At 69.4% G+C, this 25399-nt stretch carries 25 protein-coding genes and 4 tRNA genes; 6 read left to right on the top strand and 23 right to left on the bottom strand.

Annotated features, from left to right (window positions below; genetic code table 11):
• Positions 1-39: 39 nt before the first annotated feature.
• The 10 genes from rpoB to OG272_RS29935 all read right to left on the bottom strand — a co-directional run bounded on the left by rpoB (position 40) and on the right by OG272_RS29935 (position 10391).
• Positions 40-3525 carry a DNA-directed RNA polymerase subunit beta gene (gene rpoB / locus OG272_RS29980; protein WP_326578845.1) on the bottom strand — a complete coding sequence of 1162 codons (3486 nt, stop codon included), beginning with the start codon at positions 3523-3525 and terminating at the stop codon, positions 40-42.
• A gap of 647 nt (positions 3526-4172) precedes the next feature.
• Positions 4173-4556: a 50S ribosomal protein L7/L12 gene (gene rplL, locus OG272_RS29975; protein ID WP_326578847.1), complete on the bottom strand. Its 384-nt coding sequence runs from the start codon at positions 4554-4556 to the stop codon at positions 4173-4175.
• Positions 4557-4681: 125 nt separating this feature from the next.
• A complete protein-coding gene (gene rplJ / locus OG272_RS29970) occupies positions 4682-5212 on the bottom strand; it encodes a 50S ribosomal protein L10 (RefSeq protein WP_326578849.1) in 531 nt (176 codons plus the stop codon).
• A gap of 293 nt (positions 5213-5505) precedes the next feature.
• Positions 5506-6402, bottom strand: a complete 897-nt coding sequence (locus tag OG272_RS29965; RefSeq protein ID WP_327728185.1) for a hypothetical protein — start codon at positions 6400-6402, stop codon at positions 5506-5508.
• 82 nt (positions 6403-6484) lie between these two features.
• A complete protein-coding gene (locus OG272_RS29960) occupies positions 6485-7351 on the bottom strand; it encodes a hypothetical protein (RefSeq protein ID WP_405895261.1) in 867 nt (288 codons plus the stop codon).
• 184 nt (positions 7352-7535) lie between these two features.
• On the bottom strand, positions 7536-8261 hold the full coding sequence (gene rplA, locus OG272_RS29955) for a 50S ribosomal protein L1 (protein ID WP_033528317.1): 726 nt from the start codon (positions 8259-8261) through the stop codon (positions 7536-7538).
• Between the two features lie 103 nt (positions 8262-8364).
• Positions 8365-8799: a 50S ribosomal protein L11 gene (rplK, locus tag OG272_RS29950; protein WP_020132675.1), complete on the bottom strand. Its 435-nt coding sequence runs from the start codon at positions 8797-8799 to the stop codon at positions 8365-8367.
• 179 nt (positions 8800-8978) lie between these two features.
• Positions 8979-9839 carry a transcription termination/antitermination protein NusG gene (gene nusG / locus OG272_RS29945; protein WP_327728187.1) on the bottom strand — a complete coding sequence of 287 codons (861 nt, stop codon included), beginning with the start codon at positions 9837-9839 and terminating at the stop codon, positions 8979-8981.
• Between the two features lie 77 nt (positions 9840-9916).
• On the bottom strand, positions 9917-10204 hold the full coding sequence (secE, locus tag OG272_RS29940) for a preprotein translocase subunit SecE (RefSeq protein ID WP_326578862.1): 288 nt from the start codon (positions 10202-10204) through the stop codon (positions 9917-9919).
• Positions 10205-10318: 114 nt separating this feature from the next.
• A tRNA-Trp gene (locus OG272_RS29935) sits at positions 10319-10391 on the bottom strand.
• 251 nt (positions 10392-10642) lie between these two features.
• Here OG272_RS29935 and OG272_RS29930 point away from each other — a divergent pair.
• Positions 10643-11869 (top strand): pyridoxal phosphate-dependent aminotransferase, encoded by a 1227-nt coding sequence (locus OG272_RS29930; protein WP_326578864.1) that lies wholly within the window; start codon positions 10643-10645, stop codon positions 11867-11869.
• A 133-nt stretch (positions 11870-12002) separates the two neighbouring features.
• Positions 12003-13034, top strand: a complete 1032-nt coding sequence (locus tag OG272_RS29925) for an adenosine deaminase (RefSeq protein ID WP_326578867.1) — start codon at positions 12003-12005, stop codon at positions 13032-13034.
• 46 nt (positions 13035-13080) lie between these two features.
• Here the strand turns inward: OG272_RS29925 and OG272_RS29920 are convergent, their stop codons facing one another.
• The 6 genes from OG272_RS29920 to OG272_RS29895 all read right to left on the bottom strand — a co-directional run bounded on the left by OG272_RS29920 (position 13081) and on the right by OG272_RS29895 (position 16028).
• Positions 13081-14136 carry a UDP-N-acetylmuramate dehydrogenase gene (locus OG272_RS29920; protein WP_405895260.1) on the bottom strand — a complete coding sequence of 352 codons (1056 nt, stop codon included), beginning with the start codon at positions 14134-14136 and terminating at the stop codon, positions 13081-13083.
• Positions 14137-14573: 437 nt separating this feature from the next.
• Positions 14574-15002, bottom strand: coding sequence for a MaoC family dehydratase (locus tag OG272_RS29915; RefSeq protein WP_328223886.1), 429 nt, complete (start codon positions 15000-15002; stop codon positions 14574-14576).
• Positions 15003-15009: 7 nt separating this feature from the next.
• Positions 15010-15462: a MaoC family dehydratase N-terminal domain-containing protein gene (locus tag OG272_RS29910; RefSeq protein ID WP_328506297.1), complete on the bottom strand. Its 453-nt coding sequence runs from the start codon at positions 15460-15462 to the stop codon at positions 15010-15012.
• Positions 15463-15580: 118 nt separating this feature from the next.
• Positions 15581-15745, bottom strand: coding sequence for a 50S ribosomal protein L33 (gene rpmG / locus OG272_RS29905; RefSeq protein ID WP_006347275.1), 165 nt, complete (start codon positions 15743-15745; stop codon positions 15581-15583).
• Positions 15746-15836: 91 nt separating this feature from the next.
• Positions 15837-15909, bottom strand: a tRNA-Met gene (locus OG272_RS29900).
• A 46-nt stretch (positions 15910-15955) separates the two neighbouring features.
• Positions 15956-16028, bottom strand: a tRNA-Thr gene (locus OG272_RS29895).
• A 376-nt stretch (positions 16029-16404) separates the two neighbouring features.
• Here OG272_RS29895 and OG272_RS29890 point away from each other — a divergent pair.
• Positions 16405-17700 (top strand): amidohydrolase family protein, encoded by a 1296-nt coding sequence (locus tag OG272_RS29890; RefSeq protein WP_405895259.1) that lies wholly within the window; start codon positions 16405-16407, stop codon positions 17698-17700.
• Positions 17701-17922: 222 nt separating this feature from the next.
• Here the strand turns inward: OG272_RS29890 and OG272_RS29885 are convergent, their stop codons facing one another.
• On the bottom strand, positions 17923-18996 hold the full coding sequence (locus tag OG272_RS29885) for a hypothetical protein (protein ID WP_326578881.1): 1074 nt from the start codon (positions 18994-18996) through the stop codon (positions 17923-17925).
• 133 nt (positions 18997-19129) lie between these two features.
• On the opposite strand from OG272_RS29885, the gene OG272_RS29880 reads away from it, so the two are divergent.
• Positions 19130-19786 (top strand): NAD(P)H-binding protein, encoded by a 657-nt coding sequence (locus OG272_RS29880; protein WP_326578883.1) that lies wholly within the window; start codon positions 19130-19132, stop codon positions 19784-19786.
• 25 nt (positions 19787-19811) lie between these two features.
• Here OG272_RS29880 and OG272_RS29875 read toward each other — a convergent pair whose 3' ends face one another.
• Both OG272_RS29875 and OG272_RS29870 read right to left on the bottom strand, forming a co-directional pair.
• A complete protein-coding gene (locus tag OG272_RS29875) occupies positions 19812-20018 on the bottom strand; it encodes a hypothetical protein (RefSeq protein WP_326578885.1) in 207 nt (68 codons plus the stop codon).
• 123 nt (positions 20019-20141) lie between these two features.
• Positions 20142-20223, bottom strand: a tRNA-Tyr gene (locus OG272_RS29870).
• A gap of 166 nt (positions 20224-20389) precedes the next feature.
• On the opposite strand from OG272_RS29870, the gene OG272_RS29865 reads away from it, so the two are divergent.
• The gene (locus tag OG272_RS29865; RefSeq protein WP_286256176.1) at positions 20390-20878 is read left to right on the top strand and encodes a YajQ family cyclic di-GMP-binding protein; all 489 of its coding nucleotides are present in this window, start codon (positions 20390-20392) and stop codon (positions 20876-20878) included.
• Between the two features lie 112 nt (positions 20879-20990).
• Here the strand turns inward: OG272_RS29865 and OG272_RS29860 are convergent, their stop codons facing one another.
• The gene (locus OG272_RS29860) at positions 20991-21257 is read right to left on the bottom strand and encodes a GlsB/YeaQ/YmgE family stress response membrane protein (RefSeq protein WP_327728194.1); all 267 of its coding nucleotides are present in this window, start codon (positions 21255-21257) and stop codon (positions 20991-20993) included.
• A 220-nt stretch (positions 21258-21477) separates the two neighbouring features.
• On the opposite strand from OG272_RS29860, the gene OG272_RS29855 reads away from it, so the two are divergent.
• Positions 21478-22734 carry an APC family permease gene (locus OG272_RS29855; RefSeq protein WP_326578891.1) on the top strand — a complete coding sequence of 419 codons (1257 nt, stop codon included), beginning with the start codon at positions 21478-21480 and terminating at the stop codon, positions 22732-22734.
• Between the two features lie 63 nt (positions 22735-22797).
• Here OG272_RS29855 and OG272_RS29850 read toward each other — a convergent pair whose 3' ends face one another.
• The 3 genes from OG272_RS29850 to htpX are packed head-to-tail and all read right to left on the bottom strand — an operon-like array spanning position 22798 to position 25239.
• Positions 22798-23967 carry a barstar family protein gene (locus OG272_RS29850; RefSeq protein WP_326578893.1) on the bottom strand — a complete coding sequence of 390 codons (1170 nt, stop codon included), beginning with the start codon at positions 23965-23967 and terminating at the stop codon, positions 22798-22800.
• A gap of 13 nt (positions 23968-23980) precedes the next feature.
• Positions 23981-24379, bottom strand: coding sequence for a YccF domain-containing protein (locus OG272_RS29845; RefSeq protein ID WP_327728195.1), 399 nt, complete (start codon positions 24377-24379; stop codon positions 23981-23983).
• Complete coding sequence (htpX, locus tag OG272_RS29840) at positions 24376-25239, bottom strand: zinc metalloprotease HtpX (RefSeq protein WP_326578897.1); 864 nt, start codon at positions 25237-25239, stop codon at positions 24376-24378. The genes OG272_RS29845 and htpX overlap by 4 nt, the downstream gene beginning before the upstream one ends.
• Positions 25240-25399: the final 160 nt, after the last annotated feature.

Raw genomic sequence — 25399 nt, 5'->3', positions numbered from 1 at the left:
GGGCCGGAGGCCTTCATGGCGAAGGCCTCCGAACTCCCGTCAGACCTCTTCGACGCTGCTCGGCTCACGCCGGGACAGGTCGATGCCAAGCTCCTCCGCAGCGCGGAAGACGTCCTCGTCGGTGTCGCGCATCTCGATGGACATGCCGTCCGAGGACAGCACCTCCACGTTGAGGCACAGGGACTGCATCTCCTTGATGAGCACCTTGAAGGACTCGGGGATGCCGGGCTCGGGAATGTTCTCGCCCTTGACGATGGCCTCGTAGACCTTCACGCGGCCGGTGACGTCGTCGGACTTGATGGTCAGCAGCTCCTGGAGGGCGTACGCGGCGCCATAAGCCTCCAGCGCCCACACCTCCATCTCACCGAAGCGCTGGCCACCGAACTGGGCCTTACCACCCAGCGGCTGCTGGGTGATCATCGAGTACGGGCCGGTCGACCGGGCGTGCAGCTTGTCGTCGACCAGGTGGTGGAGCTTGAGGATGTACATGTACCCGATCGAGATCGGGTCCGGGAACGGCTCACCGGAGCGGCCGTCGAACATCCTCGCCTTGCCGGTCGGCTGCACCATGCGCTCGCCGTCGCGGTTCGGGATGGTGTGCTGGAGCAGACCGGCGAGCTCGTCCTCACGGGCACCGTCGAAGACCGGGGTCGCGACGTTGGTGCCGGGGGCGACGGAGTCGGCGCCGATGACCTGCAGACGCTTCGCCCAGTCGTCGCCGAGACCGGAGACGTCCCAGCCGCGGCTGGCGAGCCAGCCGAGGTGGATCTCCAGAACCTGTCCCGGGTTCATTCGGGACGGCACACCGAGCGGGTTGAGGATGATGTCGACCGGGGTGCCGTCCTCCAGGAACGGCATGTCCTCGATCGGCAGGATCTTCGAGATGACACCCTTGTTGCCGTGCCGGCCGGCGAGCTTGTCACCGTCCGTGATCTTGCGCTTCTGCGCCACGTAGACACGAACCAGCTGGTTCACGCCCGGCGGCAGCTCGTCGCCCTCTTCACGGTCGAAGACGCGGACGCCGATGACCTTGCCGATCTCGCCGTGCGGCACCTTCAGCGAGGTGTCACGGACCTCACGGGCCTTCTCACCGAAGATCGCGCGCAGCAGACGCTCCTCCGGCGTCAGCTCGGTCTCACCCTTGGGCGTGACCTTGCCGACGAGGATGTCGCCGGCGACGACCTCGGCACCGATGCGGATGATGCCGCGCTCGTCGAGGTCGGCGAGGACCTCCTCGGAGACGTTCGGGATGTCCCGGGTGATCTCCTCGGGGCCGAGCTTGGTGTCACGGGCGTCGACCTCGTGCTCCTCGATGTGGATCGAGGAGAGGACGTCGTCCTGCACGAGGCGCTGCGACAGGATGATCGCGTCCTCGTAGTTGTGACCCTCCCACGGCATGAACGCCACGAGCAGGTTCTTGCCCAGCGCCATCTCGCCGTTCTCGGTGGCCGGACCGTCGGCCAGGACCTGGCCCTCGATGATCCGGTCGCCCTCGTTGACGATGACCTTCTGGTTGACCGAGGTGCCCTGGTTGGAACGGGCGAACTTGGCCAGGCGGTACGTGATGTACGTGCCGTCGTCGTTGGCGGTGGTGATGTAGTCCGCGGAGACCTCCTGGACCACACCCGCCTTCTCGGCCTTGACCACGTCGCCGGCGTCGACGGCGGAGCGGTACTCCATGCCGGTGCCGACGAGCGGGGCCTCGCTCTTGATGAGCGGAACGGCCTGACGCATCATGTTCGCGCCCATGAGGGCACGGTTGGCGTCGTCGTGCTCGAGGAACGGGATCATGGCCGTCGCGACCGACACCATCTGGCGCGGCGAGACGTCCATGTAGTCCACGTCGTCACCGGGGACGTAGTCGACCTCGCCGCCACGACGGCGGACCAGGACGCGGTTCTCGGTGAAGCGCAGGTCGTCGTCGAGCGTGGCGTTGGCCTGCGCGATGACGAACCGGTCCTCTTCGTCGGCCGTCAGGTAGTCGACCTCGTCGGTGACGACACCGTCGGTGACCCGGCGGTACGGCGTCTCCACGAAACCGAACGCGTTGACGCGGCCGTAGGAGGCGAGCGAACCGATCAGACCGATGTTCGGGCCTTCGGGCGTCTCGATCGGGCACATACGGCCGTAGTGGGACGGGTGCACGTCACGGACCTCGAAGCCGGCCCGCTCACGGGAGAGACCACCCGGACCAAGGGCCGACAGACGGCGCTTGTGGGTGAGACCCGACAGCGGGTTGTTCTGGTCCATGAACTGCGACAGCTGGCTGGTGCCGAAGAACTCCTTGATGGAGGCGACGACCGGCCGGATGTTGATCAGGGTCTGGGGCGTGATCGCCTCGACGTCCTGGGTCGTCATGCGCTCGCGGACGACTCGCTCCATACGCGCCAGACCCGTACGGACCTGGTTCTGGATGAGCTCGCCGACGCTGCGCAGACGACGGTTGCCGAAGTGGTCGATGTCGTCGGTCTCGACGACGATCGTCTGGCCGTTGTCGGCGGCCGTCTCGGTCTCGCCCGCGTGCAGCTTCACCAGGTACTTGATCGTCGAGATGACGTCCTCGACGGTCAGGACGCCCGCGTCGAGCGGAGCCTCCGCACCCAGCTTCTTGTTGACCTTGTAGCGGCCGACCTTCGCGAGGTCGTAGCGCTTGGGGTTGAAGTACAGGTTCTCGAGGAGCGTCTGCGCGGCCTCACGCGTGGGGGGCTCGCCCGGACGCAGCTTGCGGTAGATGTCGAGCAGCGCGTCGTCCTGCCCCTGGGTGTGGTCCTTCTCCAGGGTGGCGCGCATGGACTCGTACTCGCCGAACTCCTCCAGGATCTGCTCGGTGGTCCAGCCGAGTGCCTTGAGGAGGACGGTCACGGACTGCTTGCGCTTGCGGTCGATGCGCACACCGACCATGTCGCGCTTGTCGATCTCCATCTCCAGCCAGGCACCCCGGGACGGGATGATCTTGGCGGAGAAGATGTCCTTGTCGGACGTCTTGTCGATGGAGGAGTCGAAGTAGACACCGGGCGAACGGACCAGCTGCGACACCACGACACGCTCGGTGCCGTTGATGACGAACGTGCCCTTGTGGGTCATGAGCGGGAAGTCGCCCATGAAGACCGTCTGGGACTTGATCTCACCGGTCTCGTTGTTGGTGAACTCGGCCGTGACGAAGAGCGGGGCCGCGTACGTGAAGTCGCGGTCCTTGCACTCGTCGATGCTGTTCTTCGGCGGCTCGAAGCGGTGGTCGCGGAAGGTCAGCGACATCGACCCGGAGAAGTCCTCGATCGGGGAGATCTCCTCGAAGATCTCCTCCAGACCGGACTTGGTGGGGACGTCCTGTCCGTTCTCCAGAGCCTCCTCGACCCGACTCTGCCAGGCGGTGTTGCCGAGCAGCCAGTCGAAGCTCTCGGTCTGCAGCGCGAGCAGGTTGGGAACCTCGAGAGGCTCCTTGATCTTTGCAAAAGAGATGCGCAGCGGGGCAGTGCTGGCGGCGGGGTTCGTATTCGAGGTCGAGGCGTTGCGCGAGGCGGCCAAGAGGGGGTCCTTCCGAGGGCTCGGACTCACTACGCGCGTACCGGCCCCTCTTATGCGCAAAGAGAGCAGGCTGTTCCTGAACTGATCAAAAGGCCAGGTCGGGAATGGTCTGTTCGTCGATGCTCAAGCGAGGGCATGCCCCTGGTGACGGGCAGGGGACAGCTAACAGGCAGCGCAAAGGGTCAGTGTAGCCACTTGGCACACTGATGTCCAGTTCGGGTTTCTCGAGACCCTCGTTGTTCTCGACACCTACGCAAGCCCACGCCCTCAATGCACGTTGATACTGCCCTCTTCGCCGTCGATCCATGCCTCGGAGTTCGGATCGGTGTGACGACGCGTCCTGAGAATTGCGCGCTGCGTGCAGTTCGTCAAGGCCCCTCATGCCCGATCCCTGTGCCGCGATCGTCACTCGCGGTTCGTCACCCGGGGTGTTCGGAGGCACGACGAAGATCACCATACTCGTCGCCACCGACAGTGCAAGGCAGCCGTCGCTCGACGTCCCCGAACGCCGAAAGGCGACCACCCAGTTGGGTGATCGCCCTTCGGTACGTTCGCGTTACAGCCTCGAACGAGATTTTGACACTCGTCCCGGAACTGTCTCGCACGGATCCTCGCGGATCCAGGGGAGCTGGCGGACCAGCGAGGCCTTACTTGACCTCGACGGAGGCGCCGGCGGCCTTGAGGGACTCGGCAGCCTTCTCGGCGGCCTCCTTGGCGACCTTCTCGACGACGGGCTTCGGGGCGCCGTCCACGAGGTCCTTGGCCTCCTTCAGACCCAGGGAGGTCAGCTCACGCACGACCTTGATGACCTGGATCTTCTTGTCGCCGGCACCCGTGAGGATGACGTCGAACTCGTCCTGCTCGGCCTCGGCCTCGGCCGGGGCGCCAGCGGCGGCCGGGCCGGCGACGGCGACGGCCGCGGCGGCGGTGACGTCGAACTTCTCCTCGAACGCCTTCACGAACTCGGAGAGCTCGATGAGGGTCATCTCCTCGAACTGCGCGAGCAGGTCTTCCTGGCTGAGCTTCGCCATGGTGGGCGATCCTTCCACTAATTCGGCTGGTGCCGGTAGGTACATGTCTGGCGGGCGTACGTTCGGCCCGCTACGACCGCTTCCGGAGGCGGCAGCCTCAGGCGGCGATCATTTCGCGAGCCGAGTTACTCGGCACCGCCCTGCTCGTCCTGCTTGGCGCGAAGGGCGTCCACGGTGCGGACGAGCTTCGAGGGAAGCGCCTGGAAGAGCTGCGCAGTCTGGGACTGCTTGCCCTTGAAGGCACCCGCCAGCTTGGAGAGCAGAACCTCGCGGGACTCGAGGTCCGCAAGCTTCTTGATCTCGTCGGCGGACAGCGCCTTGCCGTCAAGGACACCGCCCTTGATGACGAGGTTCGGGTTGTCCTTGGCGAAGTCACGAAGACCCTTCGCCGACTCCACCGGGTCACCGGTGACGAAGGCGACCGCCGTCGGACCGTTGAACAGGTCGTCGAGCGTCGTGATCCCGGCCTCGTTGGCCGCAATCTTGGTCAGCGTGTTCTTCACCACGGCGTACTGGGCGTTCTCACCGAGCGAACGACGCAGCGTCTTGAGCTGCGCCACGGTGAGACCCCGGTACTCGGTCAGCACGGCAGCGTTCGAGCTACGGAACTGCTCCGTGAGCTCGGCCACCGCGGCAGCCTTGTCGGGCCTTGCCATAGAGCGTCGGCCTCCTTCCGGGTGATGAGGACCGCTCAGAAGGGGCTGGGACAAACGAAACGCCCCGGCGCAGGCGCTCGGGGCGTAGCTCGACCGGACGAATCCCGTACGACGACGGAACCGGACCAGGAGCAACTTCCACAGTCACCTGCGCGGGTCGTCCGCAGTTCAGCGGATCCTTCGGCCACCGCGCCCTCTCACGAGCACACGGCAACGACCAGCGGTCTTTGGCTTCTCCGGAAGAGTACGGGACCGCATCCCCGTCGGGCAAATCCGGTCCCGGGGGCCGCCACTCAGCCCTCTTCGGCCCCGTCCACCAGCTCCGCGACGTCCATGGTGTCCTCGGCCGCCGGGGTCTCGACGGTCACCGGCCGGTCGACCTCCAGGAGGGTGACGGTCAGGTCGAGCGGGCCTCCGTCGACCATGCGGCCCTCCTTCAGGGCATAGGTCTCGCCCTGTACGCGGTACCGCTTGGCGCGGCCGTCGCCGTCGACCCACAGGTCCACGGTGAGGGTGCCCTTCACGCCCAGCACCGCGAACTGGTCGAGGCTGGTGGTCAGCAGCTCCCGGGTCGCCTTGTCCTCGGCGGCCGTCTGGGCGGCTCGCAGGCCCTTCGTCGTGACCGTTCCCCGGTAGTGCGTGGTCCCGGTGCCGTCGACCGTCCCGGCACCGACCTTCCGCACGTCCTTCGCGCCTGCCAGGAGCGTGGACTGCGGGAGCGGGCTCGCCTCCAGCGGGCGGGGCAGGACACGGTAGGTGTTGTTGTCGGCCGCGCCACGGCCCCACACGGCCGGCTCCGCACTGAGCCATTCCTTGTCCCCCGCGACACCGATGGCCGCGGTGTCGCCCCCGGCGTACAGCACCCCCTCGGCGAACCGCACCGTCAGGGGCTTGCCCTCGCTCTCGCCCAACCCGGTCAGCTCCATGTCCAGGGCGGACGGCCGCACGGTCATGGACGCCTCGGCCCGCACCTTCCCGTGCTGCGGCAGGGTCCCGCTCACCCGGTAGCTCAGCGACTCCACCTCCGTCGTCCACTCCGCGGCCCGGACCACGGCCTCGGCGGGCGTCAACGACACCGCCCCTGCCCCCGACTCCGTGCCGCAGGCGGTGGCACCGCCGAGCAGCCCGGCCACGACGGCGATGCCGACGGCTCTGCGACGACGTACGGAGCCGTGTGCGGCAAACCTCATGTGTCCCCCTGGAACCTCACGCCCCACCCCTGTGGGAACGGCAAGGACACTAGCGCCGCCCGGTCGCGGCCGTCGCCCGTTTTCAGCTCGTCGGCAGGGAGTTCATCAGGTCCTTGAAGTCGACGGTCCGGTCGGCCGGCGGCTCCTCGGTGGAGACGTCGACGCCGTAGTCGCTGTAGTGGACCGTGGAGTTCACCACCCCGTTCGCGGTGTCACCCTTCTCGACCTTCTTGACCAACAGGTCGTCGTCGTCGATCCAGAGGTCGATGTCCACGGTGGTGATGCCGGACGCCTTGAGCTGTTCCTCCAGCTCGGCCCGCGCCTCCTCGCCGAGGCGGGCGTTCCGCTCCTGGACGTCGGCGACCTTCACCGTGCCCGCGTAGTGCGTGGTCCGCTCACCCCGTACGTCCTCCTCGCCGACCTTCTCGACGTCGCCGGAGGCCAGCAGGAGGCGTACGGACTGGTTCGGCGTGACGCTCTTGAAGTACTCCTGCACATAGGCGCCGGAGGCCCCGCCGATCATCTCGTCCATGCCCTCGTACGCGTACCTGATCCACCGCTTGCCGCCGTACTGCCGGGCGAAGAGGTCGCCCATGTCCGCGTAGTAGGCGTCGGGGAGATAGCGGGCCTGCATCGAGGTGACGCCCAGCCGGCTCATCTGGTCGGCCGCCTGGCCGCCGGTGTAGGTGATGGTCATGGTGCCGTTGAGACCGTCGGCCCAGTCGATCTCGCCGTCGGCCTCGATGGACATCAGGTCACCCATGTCCCCGGTGGATTCGATCCTGGACGAGTCGGCGTCGCCGGTGGACCTGTCCGCGAGCTTCAGCGCCGCGATCAGGTCGCCCCCGCCCTCGCCCGGGTCCGAGGACCCGCAGGCGGCCACCCCCGTCAGGGCGGCGACCACCGCGAACGACAGGACCGTACGGCGACACCCGGTCGTGCTGGTCATCCGTCCCCACCCCCAGGGAGATTGCCGTGCTCCGCACACCAGGGCAGCACACCCGCGCGCGGATGCCCACCCGTACGCCGAAAAGGTCCGTACGCCGAAAAGGGACGAGCCCCGCACCTCGAAAGGTTGCGGGGCTCGTCCTCGGGCTGTGCGTCCGCGACGCGGCGGCCGGTGAGCGTCAGGCTCAGACGGCGGCCGGGTCCTCCTCGACGAGGAGGTTGCGGGTGCGGTTCGAGTCGATCGGAATGCCAGGGCCGATCGTGGTGCTGATCGCGGCCTTCTTGATGTAGCGACCCTTGGCGGCCGACGGCTTCAGACGGAGGATCTCCTCCAGCGCCGCGGCGTAGTTCTCCACCAGCTTGGTGTCGTCGAACGACGTCTTGCCGATGATGAAGTGCAGGTTCGAGTGCTTGTCGACGCGGAACTCGATCTTGCCGCCCTTGATGTCGTTGACGGCCTTCACGACGTCCGGGGTCACGGTGCCGGTCTTGGGGTTCGGCATGAGACCACGGGGACCGAGCACGCGGCCGAGGCGGCCGACCTTGCCCATGAGGTCCGGGGTGGCGACGACGGCGTCGAAGTCCAGACGGCCCTTCGCCACCTCGTCGATCAGTTCGTCGGAGCCGACGATGTCGGCGCCGGCGGCGGTCGCGGCCTCGGCACGGTCACCGGTCGCGAAGACCAGGACCCGGGCGGTCTTACCGGTGCCGTGCGGGAGGTTCACGGTGCCACGGACCATCTGGTCGGCCTTGCGCGGGTCGACACCCAGACGGAAGGCGACCTCGACGGTGCCGTCGAACTTGGACGTGGAGGTCTCCTTGGCGAGACGGACGGCCTCGAGCGGGGCGTAGAGCTTGTCCCGGTCGACCTTGGCGTCCGCAGCGCGGAGAGCCTTGCTGCGCTTGCTCACAACTGCTCCTGAGTGTTCTGAAAGGAGTCGTGGTACGGGCCGAGCAGGCCCTGCCACGTGCGACCGCTCGTACGGCGGCCGCATGGTTCTACAACTGCGGTGATCAGCCCTCGACCGTGATGCCCATGGAACGGGCGGTGCCGGCGATGATCTTCGACGCGGCGTCCAGGTCGTTGGCGTTCAGGTCGGGAAGCTTGGTCGTGGCGATCTCGCGGACCTGCGCCTCGGTGATCTTGGCGACCTTGGTCTTGTGCGGCTCGCCGGAGCCCTTCTCGACACCCGCGGCCTTCAGGATCATCTTCGCGGCCGGCGGCGTCTTGGTGATGAAGGTGAAGGAGCGGTCCTCGTAGACCGTGATCTCCACCGGGATCACCCAGCCACGCTGCGACTCGGTCGCGGCGTTGTAGGCCTTGCAGAACTCCATGATGTTGACGCCGTGCTGACCGAGCGCGGGGCCGACCGGCGGGGCGGGGTTCGCCGCACCGGCGTTGATCTGGAGCTTGATGAGCCCCGTGACCTTCTTCTTCTTGGGAGGCATTGCTCTCCGGGTCCTTTCGATTCGAGTGCACCCTCACCCGGGTCGCGTCCCGGATGAAGGCATACCGCACAACGATAACGGGTATAGATGCGCGGCCAAAAACCGAGCAGGTCAGACAAGCTTTTGACAGCCCGTCTGACCTGGTCGGAAGCAGCGATTCCAGAAGTGGCCGGTGCGCGCTAGTTCTTCTGGATCTGGTCGAACGACAGCTCGACCGGCGTCTCGCGGCCGAAGATCTCGACGAGACCCTTGACCTTCTTCGAGTCCGCGTTGATCTCGTTGATGGTCGCCTGCAGCGTGGCGAACGGGCCGTCCGTGACGGTGACCGAGTCGCCGACCTCGAAGTCCAGCACCTGGACCTCGACCTTGCGGGCGGGGGCCGGCTTGCCCTCGGCCTCGGCGGCCTCGCGGGCCGCCTTCTCCTCGGCCTCCGGCGCGAGCATCTTGACGATCTCGTCCAGGGTCAGCGGGTACGGGTCGTAGGCGTTGCCCACGAAGCCGGTGACGCCGGGGGTGTTGCGGACGACGCCCCAGGACTCGTTCGTCAGGTCCATGCGCACCAGGACGTAGCCGGGGAGCTTGTTCTGACGGATGGTCTTGCGCTCGCCGTTCTTGATCTGCGCGACCTCTTCCTGCGGCACCTCGGCCTGGAAGATGAAGTCCTCGACGTTCAGCGAGACGGCGCGCTGCTCGAGGTTGGTCTTCACGCGGTTCTCGTAACCGGCGTACGTGTGGATGACGTACCACTCGCCGGGCAGGGCCCGCAGTTCCTGACGGAGGGCCTCGACGGGGTCGACCGGCTCGGTCTCCTCCTCGACGGCCTCTTCGGCTGCGTCCTCGTCCTCGGTGTCGCTCTCGGCGTCGGCGTCCTCGGCCTCGGCGTCATCCTCGACGTGCACGGCCTCTTCCTCGGCCGGCTCCCCCGCCTCGGCTTCGGCAGCCTCGAACTCGTCGACCTCGTCCGCTCCCTCGACGATGTCGAGCTCATCATCCACGGACTCGTCCGGCTCGATGGCGTCGTTCAGGTTCGGGTCAGACACGTGGCTGCTTCTTCCTGGATACATGGGGGTGGAACACGCGAAAGGGGCGCCAGGTTACGGCGCCCTTCGCTTTCGGCTCAGCCGAAGACGTACTTGGCGGCCTTGTCGAGGCCGAAGTCAATCACGGTAACGAGACCGATCATGATCACGACGAAGACGATGACCACCGAGGTGTACGTCGTCAGCTGGGAGCGGGTCGGCCAGACGACCTTCCGCAGCTCCGCGACGATCTGGCGATAGAAGATCCCGAGGCGCTTCAGCGGGCCCTTCTTGGCACGCTTGCCGCCCTTGCGGGTCTTCTTCTTGTCCTCGGGCACCTCGTCCTGGGCATCAGGCGTGTCGATGGAGCCCACGGCGTCCGTCATTCATCCTCACCTGATTCCGGTCCGGGTCGTGGCCGTGCCGCGCCCGGTCTGAGCCGCACGGCGGAACATTGCTGTACGTACATGCGCACACATCCTGGCGTGAGGAGTGTGTAGCAGGGCCGGAGGGACTTGAACCCCCAACCGCTGGTTTTGGAGACCAGTGCTCTACCAATTGAGCTACGACCCTTTGTGTTTCTCCCCCAACGTACCGCATCCGACCGAGTGCTCGGTGTGCACCTGCCGGGCGCGGCCGGTGAAGGCCAACGAGGAGAGAGCATACGTGGTCCGAGGCCTGTCGTCGAACAGAAAGCGTCCGTAGGGGCGTTGCCCGCCGAAGATCGACCGTTCGCCGGTCCGGATACGGACGGTTGTTCCCGGGCTGCTCACTGTGTGAAACCCGCGTGCCGGGCGCGTTTCCGGTCTGGAACGATGGGCCCCATGAGCGCTGCAACCCCTCCCACCGAGCGCCGGGTATCCGCGCGTATCGGCGCGATCTCCGAGTCCGCCACCCTCGCCGTGGACGCCAAGGCCAAGGCCCTCAAGGCCGCTGGGCGTCCGGTGATCGGCTTCGGCGCCGGTGAGCCCGACTTCCCGACCCCGGACTACATCGTCGAGGCGGCCGTCGAGGCCTGCAAGAACCCGAAGTACCACCGCTACACGCCGGCCGGAGGTCTGCCGGAGCTGAAGGCCGCGATCGCCGCGAAGACCCTGCGCGACTCCGGCTACGAGGTCGACCCGTCGCAGGTCCTCGTCACCAACGGCGGCAAGCAGGCCATCTACGAGGCGTTCGCCGCGATCCTCGATCCGGGCGACGAGGTCATCGTCCCGGCCCCGTACTGGACGACGTACCCGGAGTCGATCCGTCTCGCCGGCGGTGTCCCGGTCGACGTCGTCGCCGACGAGACCACGGGCTACCGCGTCTCCGTCGAGCAGCTGGAGGCGGCCCGCACGGAGAACACCAAGGTGCTGCTCTTCGTCTCCCCCTCCAACCCGACCGGCGCGGTCTACACGCGCGCGCAGATCGAGGAAATCGGCCGCTGGGCCGCCGAGAAGGGCCTGTGGGTCCTGACCGACGAGATCTACGAGCACCTGGTCTACGGCGACGCGGAGTTCCACTCGCTGCCGGTGGTCGTGCCGGAGCTGGCCGACAAGACGATCGTGGTCAACGGTGTCGCGAAGACGTACGCGATGACCGGCTGGCGCGTGGGCTGGGTCATCGGCCCCAAGGACGTCGTCAAGGCCGCGACCAACCTCCAGTCGCACGCCACGTCGAACGTCTCCAACGTGGCGCAGGTGGCCGCGCTGGCCGCCGTCTCCGGCGACCTGTCGGCCGTCGAGAGGATGAAGGAGGCCTTCGACCGCCGCCGCAAGACGATCGTGCGGATGCTCAACGAGATCGACGGCGTCCTCTGCCCGGAGCCCGAGGGCGCGTTCTACGCCTACCCCTCGGTGAAGGACCTGATCGGCAAGGAGATCCGGGGCAAGCGCCCGCAGGACACGGTCGAGCTGGCCGCGCTGATCCTGGAGGAGGCCGAGGTCGCCGTCGTACCCGGCGAGGCCTTCGGCACCCCCGGCTATCTGCGGCTGTCGTACGCCCTGGGTGACGAGGATCTCGTCGAGGGTGTCTCGCGTATCCAGAAGCTGCTGGCGGAGGCGACGGACTGACGTCCTGAGCTGCCGACCGGGGCGCTGCACCTCCGAATTCTCGGAGGTGCAGCGCCTCCTTCATGTGTGCGAGCAAGACCACGTTCGGGGATTCCGCTTTCGGTACGGCTCGGAGGTGCGGCAGGATCCTTCAATGGAGCGTGTACGTGATCTCTCTGAACTGCCCAAGGCCCATCTGCATCTGCACTTCACGGGATCGATGCGGCCCACGACCGTGCTGGAGCTGGCCGACAAGTACGGGGTGCGGCTGCCCGACGCGTTGTCGGAGGCGCTGACCAGCGGGGAGCCGCCGAAGCTGCGGGCGACGGACGAGCGAGGGTGGTTCCGGTTCCAGCGGCTGTACGACGCGGCGCGCTCGTGCGTCAGGGAGCCCGAGGACATCCAGCGGCTGGTGCGGGAGGCCGCGGAGGAGGATGTGCGGGACGGCTCGGGCTGGCTGGAGATCCAGGTGGACCCGACGTCGTACGCGCCCCGGCTGGGCGGGCTGATCCCGGCGCTGGAGGTCATCCTCGACGCGGTCGACACGACGGCGCGGGAGACCGGGCTCGGGATGCGGGTGCTGGTGGCCGCGAACCGGATGAAGCACCCGCTGGACGCGCGCACCCTGGCCCGGCTGGCGGTGCGGTACGCGGACCGGGGTGTGGTCGGCTTCGGGCTCTCCAACGACGAACGCCGGGGCATGGCGAGGGACTTCGACCGGGCCTTCGCGATCGCCCGCGAGGGAGGTCTGCTGTCGGCGCCGCACGGCGGCGAGCTGACGGGCCCGTCGTCGGTGCGTGACTGCCTGGACGACCTGCACGCGGACCGGTTGGGGCACGGGGTGCGCGCGGCGGAGAATCCGCGCCTGCTGAAGCGGCTCGCCGAGCAGCAGATCACCTGCGAGGTGTGCCCGGCCTCGAACGTGGCGCTCGGCGTCTACGAGAAGCCCGAGGACGTCCCCCTGCGGACTCTGTTCGAGGCCGGGGTGCCGATGGCGCTCGGCGCGGACGACCCGCTGCTGTTCGGCTCACGCCTCGCGGCCCAGTACGAGCTCGCCCGCCACCATCACGGCTTCACGGACGCGGAGTTGGCGGAGCTGGCCCGTCAGTCGATCCGGGCGTCGGCGGCGCCGGAGCTGGAGCGGACGAAGCTGCTGTCCGGGGTGGACGACTGGCTGGCCGGCTAGCTGTCCGGGGTGGACGACTGGCTGGCCGGCTAGAGGTTCTGGCCGGTCAGAGGCTGACGCCGACGGTCACCGGCTCGTTGACCAGGGTGATGCCGAAGGCCTCGCGAACTCCGGTGACGACCTCGCGGGCCAGGGCGAGCAGGTCCTCGGTGGTGGCCGCGCCCCGGTTGGTGAGGGCCAGGGTGTGCTTGGTGGAGATCCGGGCGGGGCCGGTGCCGTACCCCTTGGTGAAGCCCGCCTTGTCGATCAGCCAGGCGGCGGAGGTCTTGGTGTGGCCGTCGCCCGCGGCGTACGCGGGCGGGGTGACGCCGTCCCCGAGCCGCTCCCGCGCGCGCGCGTGGAACGCGGCGAACTGCGCGTCCGTGAGGATCGGGTTGGTGAAGAACGACCCGGCCGACCAGGTGTCGTGGTCCTCGGGGTCGAGCACCATGCCCTTCCCGGCCCGCAGCTTCAGCACGGTCTCCCGGGCGTCGGCGAGGGGGACCCGGTCGCCGGGCTCGACGCCGAGCGTGCGGGCCGTCTCGGCGTACTTGACCGGCCCCGACAGGCCGTCCGCGTCCTCCAGTTCGAACCGGACCCGGAGCACGACATACCGCTCGGGCTCGCCCTTGAAGCGGCTGTGGCGGTACGAGAAGGCGCACTCGGCGTTCGGGACGGTGACCGTCTCGCGGGTGCGGCGGTCGTAGGCGACGACCTCGGTGACGGTGGAGGCGACCTCCTGGCCGTACGCCCCGACGTTCTGGATCGGCGTGGCGCCCGCGGAGCCGGGGATGCCGGCCAGGCACTCGATCCCGGCGAGCCCGGCCTCGACGGTCCGGGCGACCGCGTCGGTCCACACCTCGCCGGCGGCCAGCTCCAGCCGCGTCCCGTCGAGCGCGTAGCCCTTCGTGGCGATGACCAGTGCGGTCCCGGCGAACCCCTTGTCACCGATGACCAGGTTGGAGCCGCCGCCGATGAGCAGCAGCGGCGTACCGGTGTCGTCGGCCTCGCGGACGGCGGCGATCACCTCGTCGTCGGTGGTCGCGGTGATCAGCCGGTGCGCGGGCCCGCCCAGCCGGAAGGTGGTCAGCGGGGCGAGGGGAGCGTCGTGGAGTTCCTGCACGGGCTCAAGAGTACGAGACCGTTCCTGTGGACTGAGCGGGGGTGAGTCCGTTCGGCCGCGCGCCCCGAACGGTCTTGGGCGAGCTGGTCCCCGGCGTACTCGACCCGGGGGGCGGCGACACGCATCCTGTGCGTGGTCCGGGCCCCGGAGGCCGGTTCCCTACGCGACCTGGCCCTCAGGTACGGCCAGAGGCGACGGGGAGGCCCTGAACCATCACTCCGGTGGAGCGGGGCCCCGCACGCTGACGCCATACCTCACGTCCCAGATCGCACGATCACGCTAACCCAAACGGCCCAGGACACCGCAAGCCCGGAAACCGACCATCACACGATCGAGCTAATTCGACCTCGTACGCACTCCTTAACAAGCCAGCTGATACCCCCGCGCCCGGGAGGGGGCGGGGGACCGTGCCAGGCGCGGCTGCGCCGCGTGGGCCGTCAGGCCAGTCGTACGACCGCGCGGGACATGCCCAGTACCTTCTGGCCGGCGCTCATCGCCGTGAGGTCCACGCGGACGGTGTTGTCGTCGAGCTTGGCGCCGACCTTGGCACTGACCTCGATGGTGGCGCCCTGGTCGTCGTCGGGGACGACGACGGGCTTGGTGAAGCGGACGCCGTACTCGACGACCGCGCCCGGGTCGCCGGTCCAGTCGGTGACGACGCGGATCGCCTCGGCCATGGTGAACATGCCGTGGGCGATGACGTCCGGGAGGCCCACCTCCTTGGCGAACCGCTCGTTCCAGTGGATCGGGTTGAAGTCGCCGGAGGCGCCCGCGTACTGGACGAGGGCGGCGCGGGTCACGCCGAAGGTGCGGGCGGGCAGTTCGGTGCCGACCTCGACGTCGTCGTAGGAGATCTTCGCGGTCATCGGGTCCTCACGCCTCCTCGGCCGCGCGGGCCACGAGCTTGGTCCAGGCGGTCACGACGTGCTCGCCGGCCTCGTCGTGGACCTCGCCGCGGATGTCCAGGATGTCGTTGCCCGCCAGGGACTTGATCGCCTCGATGGTGGAGGTGACCGTGAGGCGGTCACCGGCGCGCACCGGGCGCCGGTAGGCGAACTTCTGGTCGCCGTGCACCACCCGGCTGTAGTCGAGGCCCAGCTGGGGGTCCTGGACGACCTGCCCCGCCGCCTTGAAGGTGATCGAGAACACGAAGGTCGGCGGCGCGATCACATCGGCGTACCCGAGCGCCTTGGCGGCCTCCGGGTCCGTGTACACGGGGTTGGTGTCCCCCACTGCCTCCGCGAACTCGCGGATCTTCTCCCGGCCGACCTCGTAGGGGTCGGTGGGCGGGTAGGAACGCCCCACGAAGGACTGGTCGAGCGCCATGGGCTCGGCACCTCCTGGTTGCTCGGCGGATACGGCGGTACTGGCCGGTACGGGTCACTCAACGACGCGAGGCCGCCCCCGATCTCTCGGGGACGGCCTCGTGTACGAGCCTGATTTTCTATCGCGTTTCGCGGTGCGCGGTGTGCGCCTTGCAACGCGGGCAGTGCTTCTTCATCTCCAGTCGGTCCGGGTTGTTACGCCGGTTCTTCTTGGTGATGTAGTTCCGCTCCTTGCACTCCACGCAGGCCAGCGTGATCTTTGGGCGGACGTCGGTGGCAGCCACGTGAGTGCTCCTTGACGAACGGATGGGACAGGGTTCAACGCACAGAAGAGTAGCCGATCGAAGGACCGACCCCGCAATCGGCTACTGTCAGTAGCGGTGACCGGACTTGAACCGGTGACACAGCGATTATGAGCCGCTTGCTCTACCGACTGAGCTACACCGCTGTGATGCGATCGGATCCCGCCTTGCGACGGGAACCATTCACACCAGAGCCCCAATACGGAATCGAACCGTAGACCTTCTCCTTACCATGGAGACGCTCTGCCGACTGAGCTATTGGGGCGAGCGATGAAGACATTACACGCCCCACCACCGATCGCCCAAATCCGTTTCCCCGCCTCCCTCCGTGGGCCGTCCACGGGTCGTCCAAGGGTCGACCAGGGATCATTCGGAGGGCGTCCGGAGCGCGCCCTGAGAGCGCCCCGGAGGGCTTCGTCCGTCCCGTTTCCCGAGGTCCCGTGGGTCTCAGGGGCACCACCGTGCCCGGCCCTCCCGACGATCCCCCGGCAGGTGAACCACACCGGTACGACTATTGCGCTCCTCCGAGACGAGGGCGGGTGGCCCGCCTAGGCTCGACTCACTCTGCGTGATCTTGTGTCCCCCGCTGTGTCCCCACCATGTGCGCCACCGCACAGCCGTCGCCGAGCCCCGGGAGTGCGATGCCCGACAGCCAGCCGCAGCCGTCCCACTCCTCCTCCGGCCCGCCCTCGGGCCCGGACGAGGCAGGCGCCCTGCTGCTGTGCGGTGCGCGGCTGACCGACGGCCGGGTGGTGGACGTACGGCTGGGCGGCGGACGTATCGAGGCGGTCGGCACGGCGGGCAGCCTGGGCGCCGGGACCGCCGGGACCGCCGCGCCCGGGGCGCCCGGGGCGTCAGGGGCGTCCGCCACCCGGGTGGATCTCGGCGGCCATCTGCTCCTGCCGGCCCCCGCCGAGCCGCACGCGCACGGCGACACGGCCCTGTCGGCCGACTTCGAGGGGCCGGTCCCGTACGACGGTCGGGACGTCCAGCGGCGGGCCACCGAGGCCGCGTTGCTGCAGCTCGGGCACGGCGCCACGGCGGTGCGCTCGCACGTGCACGTGGGCGACGTGCAGGGTCTGGGGGCGCTGACGGCGGTGCTCCAGGCGCGGCGGGCGCTGCGCGGGCTCGTCGAGCTGACGACGGTGGCGATGCCCCGGGTGCTGACCGGGGTGGCCGGGGCGGACGGGCTCGCGATCCTGCGGGACGCGGTCAAGATGGGCGCCTCGGTGGTCGGCGGCTGCCCGGATCTGGACCCCGACCCCACCGGGTACGTGGAGGCGGTCCTGGAGATCGCCTCCGAATACGGCTGCCCCGTCGACCTGCACACCGACGGCGACGACCCGGCCCGCCTCGCCCGGCTCACGGCCATGGCGGGCGGCCTGCGGCCCGGCGTCACCCTGGGCCCCTGCGGCGGCCTGGCCCGCCTCGCCTCCCAGGCCGCGTCCCGCGCCGCCGACCAGCTCGCCGCGGCCGGCGTGACCGTCGCCTGTCTCCCCCAGGGCGGCTGCGGCACCGTGGACCGCCGGGGCACCGCGCCCGTACGGCTCCTGCGCGCGGCCGGCGTACGCGTCGCGGCGGGCAGCGGAGCGTTGCGGGACGTGTCCAACCCCGTCGGCCGCGGCGACCCCCTGGAGGCGGCCTACCTGCTGGCCTCGCGGTACGGGCTGCGGCCCGAGGAGGCGTACGACACCGTCAGCGGGGCGGCACGCGCCGCCCTCGGGCTGCCCGAGGTGCGCGTCGAGGCCGGCTTCCCCGCCGAACTGCTCGCCGTACGCGGCGCCCGGCTCGCGGGCGTGCTGTCCCTCGCGTACAGCCGGATCGTCGTGCACCGGGGGCGCGTGGTGGCGCGCACCAGCGCGGTACGGGAGTACTGCGGCTCGGCGACGAGCGCGGCGGTGGACCTGCCTCGGCAGGGGCGGGGGGAGCCGTCGTGAGGAGAGTGAGGAGGGATGGGGTGGTGGGTGGCTCGCAGGGCGTACGTGAGGGGCGCGGGGCGCGTGTGGGCATGCGGGCGTGGGCGAGCCGCAGATGAGTGTGCGGGCACGCGCGCGTGGGGGTTCTCGTGTCTCCACACGCGCGTGCCCGAAGTGAGCAGCGGCAGCCGTCGCGCTCGGCGGCTGCTGCTCGGATACCGGGCGTCCCGCTGGGACCGCCGGTCAGACGCCGAACATCCCGCCGCCGAGCGGGCCGCCGAAGTCGTCGACCGGGATCTCGGAGGCGCCCTTGGGGGCGCTGATGTCGCCGGCCTTGCCGAAGGTGAGCACGAGGGGGGCCTTGGCGCCCTTCGGGTCGTCGGCGAGGACGGCGAGGTCGGTCTCGATACGGGTCAGGTCGCCGTTCTTGAGGGTGAAGTCGACCGCGACCTTCTTGTTCGGGGCGTCCTTCAGGTCCTTGCCCGTGGGGAGTTCGGCCCCCGGCGGCAGGTCGCCCTCGATGGGCTGGAGCTTGTCGACGATGCCGGTGAGCAGGTCGCGGAAGTTGGCCTTGGCGGTGATGACCTCGGTGCCGTTCTCGCCGTTCTTGGTCTTGAAGTCGACCTCACGGGCGACGACACCGCGGACGGCGTCGAGGATCTTCTTCTGGGTCCTGGCGTCGATCTCGTCGGAGCCGCCCGAGCCGGAGCCCCCCGCGTCCTCGGCGACCTCCTGCAGCTCGGTCTTGTTGATCTTGACCCAGTCGCCCTCGAGGACCGGCCGCAAGTGCTGCTCGCTCTCGGGGAGTTCGTCGAGTTCGTCGGCCGTCGGGAAGGGCATGCCCATCGCGTCGCCCATGGCCTGCATGTCGGCGCGGTAGTACAGGTAGTCGCCGACCATCCGGTACTCGGCGAACACGCCCTCGTCACCCGAGACCTTCATGGCGACGCCGGCGATGTCCTTCTCACCGGAGTCGGCCAGCGGCTTCTTCGACCTGACCGACACGTCGACGCGCAGCCCGGTGAAGAACTCCGCCATGTCCGGCGGCACTTCCTCGCTGTCCTCGCCCATGAGCGCGACGAGGTCGTCCGGGTCGGCGTCGAGCCGCATCCCGAAGGCCAGTGACTTCTGCTCGCCCAGCCGTTCGACGGCGCTGTCGACCTTCTGACCCGCCGTGAGGTTCTGGACCGTGCCGCACGCGGCCACCGTGACGAGCACGGCCGCGGCGCAGCCGACCCCGGTGACGGCGCGGCGGACCACGGGCGTTCCGGCGGCGGACGCGCGCTCCATGGACGTACGTACAACAGTCTTGCGCATGGCTTTACGCATGGTGGTGATGGGGTCCCCCCGTGATTCCGGCGCTCGCCGACACGGCGAACACTGTTGAGACACCTGAGACCGCGGGATGGTTGCGCGGCAAACGCGTCCGCTCGGGCGTACGGTCGGAAGCATGCGCATTGTCATCGCTGGAGGTCATGGTCAGATCGCGCTGCGGCTGGAGCGGTTGCTCGCCGCGCGCGGTGACGAGGTCGCGGGGATCATCCGCCGCGCCGAACAGACAGACGATCTGCGCGCGGCCGGTGCCGAACCGGTGCTGTGCGATCTGGAGTCCGCGTCGGCCGAGGAGGTCGCCGCGCATCTGCTGGGCGCGGACGCCGCCGTGTTCGCGGCGGGTGCCGGGCCGGGCAGTGGGGCGGCCCGCAAGGACACGGTCGACCGCGCGGCAGCGGTCCTGTTCGCGGACGCCGCGGTGCGCGCGGGCGTACGCCGCCACGTCGTCGTCTCGTCCATGGGCGCCGACCCCGAGCACCGGGGCGACGAGATCTTCGACGCCTACCAGCGGGCGAAGGGCGAGGCCGACGCGTATGTGCGCGGCCTGGACGCCCTGGACTGGACGATCCTGCGCCCCGGCATGCTGACCGACGACGCCGGCACCGGCCTCGTACGTCTGGAGGCGTCGACCGGCCGCGGTCCGATCCCTCGCGACGACGTGGCCGCGACGCTCGTCGAACTCCTCGACACCCCCGCCACCGCCGGTCTGACCCTGGAGCTCGTCAGCGGCTCGACGCCGGTGTCGGTGGCGGTGAAGTCGGTGGCGGGCAACTGACCGTTCCGAGCCGGGGAGCGGCGCTTCAGAACAGCGGCAGCTGACCGGGGAACTCGGGAACGACGAAACCGTCGAGCGCGGGCTGGGCCTCCCCGATCCGGGCCTGCCTGCGCGACCCGGGACACGAGACCAGCTCCCCGCTCGCCCCCGGCGGATCGTGCCGCGCGAACCGCCCCGCCACGACGGCGATCTCACGACGGCATTCGGGGCAGTGTCTGCGACGCGATGACATGCAGTCAGTGTGCCTCGCGACCGTTCCGACTCCCCTTGCCCGTCACACCGTCGAAGCCGTCCACGCACACGAAGAAGCCCCTTCCGAACTGCTCTCACAGTCCGGAAGGGGCTTCCCTCCACGTGGCGGCGCCAGGATTCGAACCTGGGTAGGCTAAGCCGACGGATTTACAGTCCGCTCCCATTGGCCACTCGGGCACACCGCCTGGGATTTGTCGTCCTTCGAACCGCTTTTCGGCGGCGCTCCGTGGCGACGACGTAAACGATACCTGATGCTCGGGGGTGCTTCGCCACCTGATTGATCAGTACTCGGAGGGGTGGGGTGGCTAGGCTTGTCGCCTCCCGATACACCGATACAAGGAGCCACAGCACATGGCCGACTCCAGTTTCGACATCGTCTCGAAGGTCGAGCGGCAGGAGGTCGACAACGCCCTCAACCAGGCCGCCAAGGAGATCTCGCAGCGCTACGACTTCAAGGGCGTCGGCGCCTCGATCTCGTGGTCCGGCGAGAAGATCCTCATGGAGGCGAACTCCGAGGACCGTGTGAAGGCCATCCTCGACGTCTTCCAGTCCAAGCTGATCAAGCGCGGGATCTCCCTGAAGTCGCTGGACGCGGGTGAGCCCCAGCTGTCCGGCAAGGAGTACAAGATCTTCGCGTCGATCGAGGAAGGCATCTCCCAGGAGAACGCCAAGAAGGTGGCGAAGATCATTCGTGACGAGGGTCCCAAGGGCATCAAGGCCCAGGTCCAGGGCGACGAGCTCCGCGTGAGCTCCAAGAGCCGCGACGACCTGCAGGCCGTGATCGCCCTCCTCAAGGGCAAGGACTTCGACTTCGCGGTGCAGTTCGTCAACTACCGGTGATCATCGGTAGTCGGAGCCTGACGAGGAAGGGCGGGCACCACGGCCGAGGCCGTGGTGCCCGCCCTTCCTCGTCCGCCGGCCGCGGGTCCGGGTGTGGTGCGCGCGTACGCGCTCAGCGGCGGGAGTGGCCGAACAGGAGGCGGTAGGCGATCAGCAGGACCAGCGAGCCGCCGATCGCCGCCGCCCAGGTGGCGCCGTCGTAGAAGTTCTCGGAGATCGGGTGGTCCAGCCAGCGGGAGGAGATCCAGCCGCCGATGAAGGCGCCCGCGACGCCGATGAGGGTCGTGCCGATGAAGCCGCCCGGGTCCCGGCCCGGCAGCAGGAACTTGGCGATGGCGCCGGCCAACAGCCCCAGAACGATCCAGCCGATGATGCTCATGCCGTGAACCTGCCCTTTCGTGCCGTAACTGTGCTGTGTTTCCCCCCACAGAGACCGGGTGCCAGGTGCCAGGTGTCCTGCCGTCCGGCTCTGTTGTCGTGCCTTGTCGTCGTGCCTTGTCGTCGTGCCCGGAGTCGTCGTGCGTAGGCGTCGTCTCCTGTTGTCGGGGAGGACGCCTCGGTGACGTCCGGCGGTTGCGGCGATCAGTAGGGTGCGGCACATGACACAGGCCGGATCGGGCGCTGAGCTGCGCCGCACGCTCGGGGTCGGGGACGCGGTGGTCGTCGGGCTCGGGTCGATGGTCGGCGCGGGGATCTTCGCCGCGCTGGCCCCCGCGGCACACGCGGCCGGGTCGGGGCTGCTCCTCGGGCTCGGGGTCGCCGCGGTGGTCGCGTACTGCAACGCGATGTCGTCGGCGCGGCTGGCGGCCGTCCATCCGGCGTCGGGCGGCACGTATGTGTACGGGCGTGAGCGGCTCGGCGCGTTCTGGGGGTATCTGGCCGGCTGGTCGTTCGTCGTCGGCAAGACGGCCTCGTGCGCGGCGATGGCGCTGACCGTGGGGGCGTACGTGTGGCCGGGACAGGCACACGCCGTGGCGGTGGCGGCCGTGGTGGCGCTGACCGCGGTGAACTACGGCGGCGTGCAGAAGTCGGCCTGGCTGACGCGGGCGATCGTGGCCGTGGTGCTGGCGGTCCTGGCGGCCGTGGTGGTCGTGTGCCTGGGGTCGGGCGAAGCCGACGCCGGGCGGCTGGGCGGCGGGGCGTCGGGGGGCGCGGGCGGGGTGCTGCAGGCGGCCGGGCTGCTGTTCTTCGCGTTCGCGGGATACGCGCGGATCGCGACCCTCGGTGAGGAGGTACGGGATCCGGCGCGCACCATCCCGCGCGCGATCCCGCTCGCGCTGGGCATCGCGCTGGTCGTGTACGCGGCCGTGGCGGTCGCCGTCCTCGCCGTGCTGGGCTCCGGTGGGCTGGGCCGGGCCGCGGCTCCGCTGGCCGACGCGGTGCGGGCGGCCGGGGTGCCGGGGCTGGTGCCCGTGGTGCGGGTGGGGGCCGCCGTGGCCGCGCTCGGCTCGCTGCTGGCGCTCATCCTGGGCGTCTCCCGCACGACCCTCGCCATGGCCCGGGACCGGCATCTGCCGGGCGCCCTCGCCGCCGTGCACCCCCGTTTCCAGGTACCGCACCGGGCGGAGCTGGCCGTCGGCGCCGTGGTCGCCGTCCTGGCCGCCACCGTCGACGTCCGGGGCGCGATCGGGTTCTCCTCCTTCGGAGTCCTCGCGTACTACGCGGTCGCCAACGCGTCCGCCTGGACGCTGAGTTCGGCGCCCGTGTCCCGGGTGGTGCCGGTGGTGGGGCTCGTCGGGTGCGCTGTCCTGGCGTTCGCGCTGCCCGCGTCGTCCGTGGGCGCGGGGGCGGCTGTCCTGGGTGTGGGGGCGGCGGCGTACGGCGTACGGCTGTGGTGGGCGGGGCGGGGCCGCTGAGCCCGGGCACGGTCACGCCGGGCGGTCACTCGGGCGGTCACTCGGGCCGTTCAGTTGGGGCATTCAGTCGGGGCGTACATCGATGCCGTGCGCTGCGAAGAACTCGAGGAGTTGCTCGAAGGTCGCCTGGCGGATGTCGGTGCGGGGCGCGAGGCCGAGGCACGCGCGGGCTGTGGGGGCGTCGTGCCAGACCAGGGTGAAGGGCGAGGTGGCGCCGAAGTGGCCGCGCAGGGCGTCCCGGACGCCGTCGAGGCAGTGGCCGAAGTAGCCGCCGGGGCCGTTGACGGCCTCGCCGAGGGCGCAGAAGAAGGCCGCGTCGTCGGTGATGTGACGGCCGTCGAGGTGGTACGTGGTGCCGGCGGGAGCGTCGGCTCCGCTCGTGTCACGGTTCGCCAGGGCCGTGTCGAGCCAGAACCCGCGGCCGGCGGTACCGCAGTGGGCCCAGAGGTTGGGTTCGGTGGGACGGCCTCGGTCCCACAGGGACCAGACCTGTTCGGCGGCGGTCGGCGGCCGGTCCGACCAGGGTTCGAGGGTGAGGTCGACGAGGCCGGGGCCGCGTGCCGACGGGATCCACGCGGTGAGTTCGCCCTCCACGGCGGCCTGCACCGGGCGGCCGTGCGTGTCGAGGCGCAGCAGCTCGGCGTGGCCCAGGTCCTCCTCCCCCGCGTCCAGCGCGGCCCGCAGGGCGCCGCGTGGCACGCAGCCGAGGAGTCGTACCGGAGGATCGGCCGACTCGGACGGGTCGTCGTCGCCGAGATGGGCCAAGTCCTCGCACGAGCCGTGCGGTTCGGACTCCGGGCCGAGGAGCCGGAAGCCCCGGGACAGCGGGCGGCGCCGCGGGAGGCCGGACGGGTCGGCGGGGTGCGGCGCGCCCTCGATCGTGATGTCCCGCAGCGACGGGTCGCTCGGGCTCGGGCGGTCGCCGAGGACGCGTACGTCGTCCAGACACCACTCATGGACCGGTTCACCCCGCTCGCCCGGGATCTCCAGGACGAGGCGGCCGAGGGGTGCGGAGCCGTCGGCACGCGCGCGCGTGAGGGCTGTTTCCAGGTCGCCCTCGGGGGCGCAGCCGAGGAGTTCGTACGTGCCGCGCGGGGGCGGGGGCGGGTCGCCGAAGAGGTTCTCGGTGTCCGTGCAGGAGGCCCAGGTCGCCTCGTAGCCGTCCGCGCCGTCGAACTCGGCTGCGGCGCCGTACGGCAGCAGGACGTACTTCGGTCGCTCCGTGTCGCCCACCCCCGGCGTGCCGCTACCAGCGCTGCTGGGCGAATGGCTGGTCGGAGCGGACGATCTCGCGGCCCAGGGGCATCAGCGAGACGGGGACGAGCTTGAAGTTGGCGATGCCGAAGGGGATGCCGATGATCGTGACGCAGAGCACGAGGCCCGTGAAGATGTGGGTCAGCGCCAGCCACCAGCCCGCCAGGACCAGCCACAGGATGTTGCCGAGGCAGGAGGGCGCGCCCGCGTCCCGGCGCTCGACCGCGCTGTACCCGAAGGGCCACAGGGCGTAGATGCCGATGCGGAACGACGCGATGCCGAAGGGGATGCCGATGATCGTGATGCACAGAAGCAAGCCTGCGAACAGGTAGCCGAGGAAGAGCCAGAAGCCGCTGAGGATCAGCCAGATGATGTTCAGAATGGTCTTCACTGGGGGCGACCTGCCATCTTCTCGAGTCGGGCGATGCGTTCCGCCATCGGCGGGTGTGTCGAGAACATTTTGGAGAATCCCCGGCCCGGCCGGAAGGGGTTCGCGATCATCATGTGGCTCGCGGTCTCGATACGGGGCTCGGGGGGCAGCGGGAGTTGCTTGGTACCCGTTTCCAGTTTGCGAAGGGCACTGGCCAGCGCCAGCGGGTCGCCGGTCAGCTGGGCGCCGGAGGCGTCCGCCTCGTACTCCCGGGAGCGGCTGATGGCGAGCTGGATGAGGGACGCGGCGAGCGGGCCCAGGATCATGATCAGCAGCAGGCCGAGGAGGCCGGGGCCGTCGTCGTCGTCCGAGCGGCCGATCGGGATCAGCCAGGCGAAGTTCACCAGGAACATGATCACGGAGGCGAGGGCGCCGGCGACCGACGAGATCAGGATGTCGCGGTTGTAGACATGGCTCAGTTCGTGGCCGATGACGCCGCGCAACTCGCGCTCGTCGAGCAGGCGGAGGATGCCGTCGGTGCAGCACACGGCCGCGTTGCGGGGGTTGCGGCCGGTCGCGAAGGCGTTCGGGGCGTCCGTCGGGGAGATGTACAGGCGGGGCATGGGCTGGCGGGCCTGCATGGAGAGCTCGCGGACCATGCGGTAGAGCGCCGGGGCCTCGAACTCGCTGACCGGGCGGGCACGCATCGCGCGTAGAGCCAGCTTGCCGCTGTTCCAGTACGCGTACGCGTTCGTGCCGAGGGCGATGAGGACCGCGATGATCAGACCCGTACGGCCGAAGAAGCTTCCTATGACGATGATGAGTGCGGACAGTCCCCCGAGGAGTACGGCGGTCCTGAGCCCGTTGTGCCGGCGGTGCACGGTACGCCCTCCAGGTCGTGCGGCAGGGGAACCCTTTGCTTGCTGTAGCTGTCGACTCCACCTCTCAGTGGACCTTCCCGTACTGGTCAACGCCAGGCGGGGAGTACTAGTTCCCTTGTGCGCGCGGCCCCGCCGGGGGCCGTCCGGGTGACGGCGGGGC

Origin of the sequence: Streptomyces sp. NBC_00104, from assembly GCF_045160825.1 — a bacterium.
Classification (GTDB): Bacteria; Actinomycetota; Actinomycetes; order Streptomycetales; family Streptomycetaceae; genus Streptomyces.
Note: the sequence above shows the minus strand (reverse complement) of the source record. Positions and strands in the feature narration are given on the sequence as shown.

Bases quoted from the DNA above. Each gene is read 5' to 3' on its own strand.
- OG272_RS29925 (WP_326578867.1), top strand. From the start codon at position 12,003: ATGGAGCGTGTACGTGATCTCTCTGAACTGCCCAAGGCCCATCTGCAT.
- OG272_RS29965 (WP_327728185.1), bottom strand. From the start codon at position 6,402: ATGAGGTTTGCCGCACACGGCTCCGTACGTCGTCGCAGAGCCGTCGGC.
- OG272_RS29910 (WP_328506297.1), bottom strand. From the start codon at position 15,462: ATGGCGCTCGACCAGTCCTTCGTGGGGCGTTCCTACCCGCCCACCGAC.
- OG272_RS29915 (WP_328223886.1), bottom strand. From the start codon at position 15,002: ATGACCGCGAAGATCTCCTACGACGACGTCGAGGTCGGCACCGAACTG.
- OG272_RS29930 (WP_326578864.1), top strand. From the start codon at position 10,643: ATGAGCGCTGCAACCCCTCCCACCGAGCGCCGGGTATCCGCGCGTATC.
- OG272_RS29885 (WP_326578881.1), bottom strand. From the start codon at position 18,996: ATGCGCAAGACTGTTGTACGTACGTCCATGGAGCGCGCGTCCGCCGCC.
- secE (WP_326578862.1), bottom strand. From the start codon at position 10,204: ATGACGGACGCCGTGGGCTCCATCGACACGCCTGATGCCCAGGACGAG.
- OG272_RS29880 (WP_326578883.1), top strand. From the start codon at position 19,130: ATGCGCATTGTCATCGCTGGAGGTCATGGTCAGATCGCGCTGCGGCTG.
- OG272_RS29875 (WP_326578885.1), bottom strand. From the start codon at position 20,018: ATGTCATCGCGTCGCAGACACTGCCCCGAATGCCGTCGTGAGATCGCC.
- OG272_RS29960 (WP_405895261.1), bottom strand. From the start codon at position 7,351: ATGACCAGCACGACCGGGTGTCGCCGTACGGTCCTGTCGTTCGCGGTG.
- rplK (WP_020132675.1), bottom strand. From the start codon at position 8,799: ATGCCTCCCAAGAAGAAGAAGGTCACGGGGCTCATCAAGCTCCAGATC.
- OG272_RS29860 (WP_327728194.1), bottom strand. From the start codon at position 21,257: ATGAGCATCATCGGCTGGATCGTTCTGGGGCTGTTGGCCGGCGCCATC.
- OG272_RS29865 (WP_286256176.1), top strand. From the start codon at position 20,390: ATGGCCGACTCCAGTTTCGACATCGTCTCGAAGGTCGAGCGGCAGGAG.
- OG272_RS29890 (WP_405895259.1), top strand. From the start codon at position 16,405: ATGCCCGACAGCCAGCCGCAGCCGTCCCACTCCTCCTCCGGCCCGCCC.
- OG272_RS29855 (WP_326578891.1), top strand. From the start codon at position 21,478: ATGACACAGGCCGGATCGGGCGCTGAGCTGCGCCGCACGCTCGGGGTC.
- rplJ (WP_326578849.1), bottom strand. From the start codon at position 5,212: ATGGCAAGGCCCGACAAGGCTGCCGCGGTGGCCGAGCTCACGGAGCAG.
- rplL (WP_326578847.1), bottom strand. From the start codon at position 4,556: ATGGCGAAGCTCAGCCAGGAAGACCTGCTCGCGCAGTTCGAGGAGATG.